This is a genomic window from Bacillota bacterium, assembly GCA_040754675.1.
Taxonomy (GTDB): domain Bacteria; phylum Bacillota; class Limnochordia; order Limnochordales; family Geochordaceae; genus Geochorda.
This window is the reverse complement of the sequence record JBFMCJ010000237.1, coordinates 1,718-6,342: the sequence shown is the minus strand read 5'-3', so window position 1 is coordinate 6,342 and position 4,625 is coordinate 1,718. Positions and strand designations below refer to the sequence as shown.

The following is a 4,625-nucleotide window of genomic DNA, read 5'->3' as shown; positions in this document are numbered from 1 at the left end:
ACACCGAGACCGGATGGTGTGGCGCGTCGTTCGGCACGGGGAGAACCAGCTGATGGGTACGGTCGCCAAAGACGACGACAGAGCTCGCCCACACGACCTTCTCCAGATTCCACAGTCGGGCTGCTTCCAGGACGGCGAGCTGACCGTCCACATTGACCGCGAGCGCCTTCGGTGGATTGTGGTCACAAACCGGATGTAGCAACGAGGCTAGGTTGACGAGTCGCCGTACCCCGTGTTCACGGATGACATGTCCGAGGTCTCGCAAGCTGTTAACATCGCCGGAAACGAGCGTTACTTCTCCGAGCTCCTCCGGGGTCAACACCTCGTGAATGACGTTGCTGAAGGCGCTGTCCAGAACCACGACCCGTACCGCGTCCCGTAGCAGACGTCGGGTCAAGTAGGCCCCTATAAACCCAGCGCCTCCGACGATTAAGACGCTCATCACTTGCCCTCCCCTGTGCTACACCGAATCGCCCGCGCCTACTTCAAACACGCCGGTTGGCAGGCCACTAAGGCGACGACCAGCGTCAGGCCTGTTTCCGGGCGCGAGCAAGGCGCCACGCCAGGGGAGGTATAAGCGCCAGCTGCACCAAGACACCCGGTACCCCGGTAAGCACCGCTGCCTTCAGGTAAGCAGTGGCCGACAGCTTCAGCCCGAGGGCCGGTCCCACCAGCGCCGCGGCAGCCCCGAGAACCGCCCGCCCGGCGACCATCGCGGCCACCAGCCACACGTACTCACGCAGCCACGGCAGCGCCGCCCACCGACCGCCTACCTGCACGACGGCTCGCCTCACCGCACCGGCTACAAGCCCGTAGGTGCCGAGCTCGAAGCTCATGAGGGCGGCGATAGGCGGTGCCATGGGCGGCATGCCCGTCAACAGGTGCGACAGCAGCGGTGCGAAGCCACCTACGATCAATCCCGCTAGGGGCCCGCAGAGCGCGCCCCCCAACAGCACGGGGATGTGCATCGGAAGCAAGGCCGGGCCGACCCCGAGCGGGTGTAATGCCAGCGGAATGCCGACGCTAAGGGCAAGCCACAGGCCCATCACCGCAACCGTCCTGGTTGGCAAAGAACGAGCTTTGCCGGTGCTCCGGGGGCCTGCGCGCTCCGGGCCAGCTGGACGGGTCGAGACTTCTAGCGAACCGTGCAGGTTGACTATGTCGCGCTCCTCACCAGCCCGATTAGCGGGCTCTGGCGTGCCACAAAGCCATTCAGCCTGGAGGCGCTCGCTCGTGGCGCGCAAAGCGCGCATCGCCTCCTCGGGGTTCTCGATGCCCGACACGGCCGCTTCGAACGGGCAGAGCGCGTCGCCGCGCTGGTTCAACACCTGAGGAATAAGCACCCCGTACGAGTAAGGCAAACCTCGCTTTTCAAGCTCCGCCACCGCGGCCTGACTCACGAACTCCCCGTGAAACGCCCTGATGCCGGCCCACAGCGCGGCCATGACCGCTGCCCTGCCCACTACCTTGTCCGCTAGGGCGGCACCGGATGTGCGCGCCGGGCCCAGGCGGTCAAGCTCGGCCAGGAGCGGCCGGACGCCATGACCCTCGCCCCGGGTGATGACCTCGCCGCCTCTCACCAAGACGAACGACGCACCAGTCTCGCGGAGCACCGCAATGGCGTGTTCGAGGTCAGAGTGGGTCGAGACGACCGACTGGCTCATTGATTCGTCACCCTCCCGCGCTTACGTGCACCTGGACCTGCGAGAGCGCCGGCACGATGAGGATCCGGGGGTTCTTGCCGACGTGGCGCTCGGCATGACGCAGTGCCTGCTCGAATGTCGGCACGGGGATGCAGCCCATACCCTTTGCGTACCCCGGTTCCCGGGCGCCCACGATGTAGACGGCCCGCGCATACCGATCGGCCAGCCCACCCATGTACGCCATGGAAAACGCGTGGAACGGGTGATAGGCGTAACCGTACCGGTACTTTCGTACCCACTTCTCATCGGTGGAGACCTCGTCTTCGTAGCGCACCAGCTCATCCGTGGTGTTGCAGCGCTGAAGGAGCTCGTAGACCTGGCGGTAGGCCGGGAACCACTCGTCGTTGAACCAGCCGTCGCACACGGATGCGGCGATGACCACCGGCCACGGCTTGAGCGCGCCGAAGGCGCGAGCCAGCGAAGCGCCGATGGCCTGCTTCATCAGGACCGGGTTCGAGCCCATCCCGGGGCCGTAGTGGAAAGTACGCGGCATGCCGATGACCAGCACGTCGAACTTCTCGCCCGGTAGCCTCACCTCGGTGCGGCGAGTTGCGATGGGCCAGGTGGCCTTTTCGACCTCAGGGACGGCGCCAGCGAAGACCGCCATCTGGTGGTTCCGACCGTTGAGCACGGCGTCGACCGCGAAGAAGGGCCGCTTCATGGCCTGTTCCATGGCGCGGCCGATCTTGTGGAGCTGCTCGCGGAAGTGACTCCCCGTCGAAATGGGCACGAAGTCCGGCCGGTAGAGGCTTCGCGGGCTATGGTGGCACCGGATGGATCGCCACCCCGCCAGCCCCGTACAGGGCATTTTGTAGCCGCCGCTGTACCCGCCGTAGGGATTGCCGAGCGTATGGCCCAGCAGAATGGTCAGGTCGGCTTCGAGCGCCGCGCGGTTCACCTCCACCGCGTCGCCCTCGTCGGTCTCGCCCACGTACACCATGCCGTTTGGGTCCTCGGCATCGTGATTGGCCAGCCGCTCACCCCAGAACCGATTCACGAGGTCGGGGCCCAGGTAGGCGTTCCACTCCTCGCGCAGGTTCTTTCGATGCAGCCCGATAGCGCACACCAGCTTGATGTCGCGATCGCGCACGCCGGCCTGCTCGAGTTCTTCGAGGAGCAACGGGATGGTGACCCGTCGGTGTGCCGTGGGGTGGAAACCTCCCTTGACCCGGTCCGGAAAGGCGATGACCACCTTGGAACCCGGCCCGACGAGCTCCCGAATGCGCGGCATCCCAAGCGGGTTTTGCAGCGCCTGGCGGGTCAGGGCAACCGGGTCACCAGTGGCCTCCGGATCGGTGAACGTTTCACCCGAGCGAACTACGACGGCATGGTCAGGTACCTCGATGTCCATCAGTCCGTCGCCGTACTCAATAGTGACCTTCTTCATCCTTGCTTTGAACCTCCCGGCCCGACCTCCGCCACCGGCAGCGGTGGACAGGCGCGCCCAGCCGATGCTCCGCCACGAGGCGCAGAAGAACCGTTGTCACCCCTGACACCGCCTATATTTCGGCAGCAATTAGTATAATCCTCCTTACAAAAATACCAAAAACGCGTCCACCGCTCCCCCGTTTTGGTGCCTCGGACAGGCTCAGTTCTCCGGCTGGCGCAGGCTCCCCGTAGCAGGGGGGCATCCACCGCGTTCCGAACTCTCCCTTGCGGGTGGAACGAAACAAGGGAGGGAGGACCACTGCGGCTCGACCGTCAGAGCGGGGTACCGCTGTACCTGCAAATCGAAGAGCGCATTCGCCTCGGCATCGCACAGGGCGTCTGGCGGGTGGGAGACCTGTTGCCCCCAGAGGAAGAGCTTTGCCGAAAGCTCGGGGTAAGTCGCGGCCCCGTGCGCCAAGCGTTGGGGCGGTTGGTACAGGATGGTATCATCGTCCGGGACCGGCGTCGGGGTACGCGTGTCGTGCGCGGCATCCGCTCGCACGGGCTCATCCTGGTCTCGCCCTATCGCGCCATCGAAGTGGCAGGGCTCACGCCCACGATAACAATCCTGGCCCGGGAAATTCGCCCGGTACCTCGTGCTGTGGCCGCTCGCTGGAAGCAGGGAGGTCGCTCGATTCGGCAGCCCAGGCAGGCTGTCTTCTTTGAGCGGGTCTTCAACGCAAACGGTGAGCCCGTCGCCCATGCCTGTTCCTGGCTCCCGGCCGACCGCTTCATCGGCCTAGCGACCGCGGACCTGACAGGGGCCCCTCTATTGGACATCCTGGCGCAGGAATACGAGGTTGTCATCACCCGGCTTGAAGAAACTATGGAGCTGACCACTATGTCCGCGCGAAACGCCGAACTCTTGGGGGTGCACCCCGGCAGTCCATGCCTTGCCGTGACCCTTTGCCAATGGGCAGGTGACCAGCCGGTGGAGTACGCCGAGTTTTGGCTGACGCCGGCTAAGTCACGGTTCCTTATCACGGGGTTACTTGCCCTGGAAAATAACTTCCGTAGTGACCCCGCGAAACAGGCTGCCACAGCCGAAGATCCGCACGGCAGGCCCACCACGCACGCCACCAGGTAAAATCGGCAGAGCCTGCGTCGCCGATTAGTACCAGGCCGAAGTTGCTCAACCTGAAGATGCCCCGTTTACCGTCATGAAGCCCATCGCGGCCGTTTCAGGCGGACGCTTCCCGTCTACCCGCCGAAACGAGCGAGTGGAGACCAACCCGGGCAAAGACTTCGCGATCGAACGGGCTTGGGGTGGTCACCTCCTCGAAGGGCTCGACCTCGGGCTCCTCGTCGTCGAACAAAAACGGCGCCCACGCCTCCCGCAGGCGCCACTCCACGGAACTGGCCAGCACGCACAGGGAGATGTGGGAGCGGGCAACCGCCGCTGGCCATGTGGCCGCAGGTGCCGCAAAGCCACCAAAGGTCGCATGGCCCGCACGGGCCCAGAACACGTCGACCCCGATGAAGCCCGCCTCTTTC

5 protein-coding genes are annotated in these 4,625 nt (G+C 65.1%); 1 reads left to right on the top strand and 4 read right to left on the bottom strand.

Annotation, left to right across the window (positions count from 1 at the left end):
- From AB1609_13610 to AB1609_13600, 3 genes are all read right to left on the bottom strand, one after another.
- Positions 1-442 (bottom strand): NAD-dependent epimerase/dehydratase family protein (locus AB1609_13610; protein MEW6047496.1); only part of this gene is annotated, 442 nt, incomplete at its 3' end.
- An 85-nt stretch (positions 443-527) separates the two neighbouring features.
- Entirely contained in the window at positions 528-1,664 is a 1,137-nt protein-coding gene (locus AB1609_13605) for an ECF transporter S component (GenBank protein MEW6047495.1), read from the bottom strand.
- 7 nt (positions 1,665-1,671) lie between these two features.
- A complete protein-coding gene (locus AB1609_13600; GenBank protein ID MEW6047494.1) occupies positions 1,672-3,090 on the bottom strand; it encodes a lactate racemase domain-containing protein in 1,419 nt (472 codons plus the stop codon).
- A gap of 186 nt (positions 3,091-3,276) precedes the next feature.
- Between AB1609_13600 and AB1609_13595 the strand changes: the two genes are divergently transcribed.
- Positions 3,277-4,218 (top strand): GntR family transcriptional regulator, encoded by a 942-nt coding sequence (locus AB1609_13595; GenBank protein ID MEW6047493.1) that lies wholly within the window; start codon positions 3,277-3,279, stop codon positions 4,216-4,218.
- Positions 4,219-4,312: 94 nt separating this feature from the next.
- On the opposite strand, the gene AB1609_13590 is transcribed toward AB1609_13595, so the two are convergent.
- On the bottom strand, positions 4,313-4,625 hold a 313-nt coding region (locus AB1609_13590; protein ID MEW6047492.1), incomplete at its 5' end, for a hypothetical protein.

Excerpts from the sequence above, each read along its gene's own strand:
- AB1609_13605 (MEW6047495.1), bottom strand. The coding sequence starts at position 1,664 with ATGAGCCAGTCGGTCGTCTCGACCCACTCTGACCTCGAACACGCCATT.
- AB1609_13600 (MEW6047494.1), bottom strand. The coding sequence starts at position 3,090 with ATGAAGAAGGTCACTATTGAGTACGGCGACGGACTGATGGACATCGAG.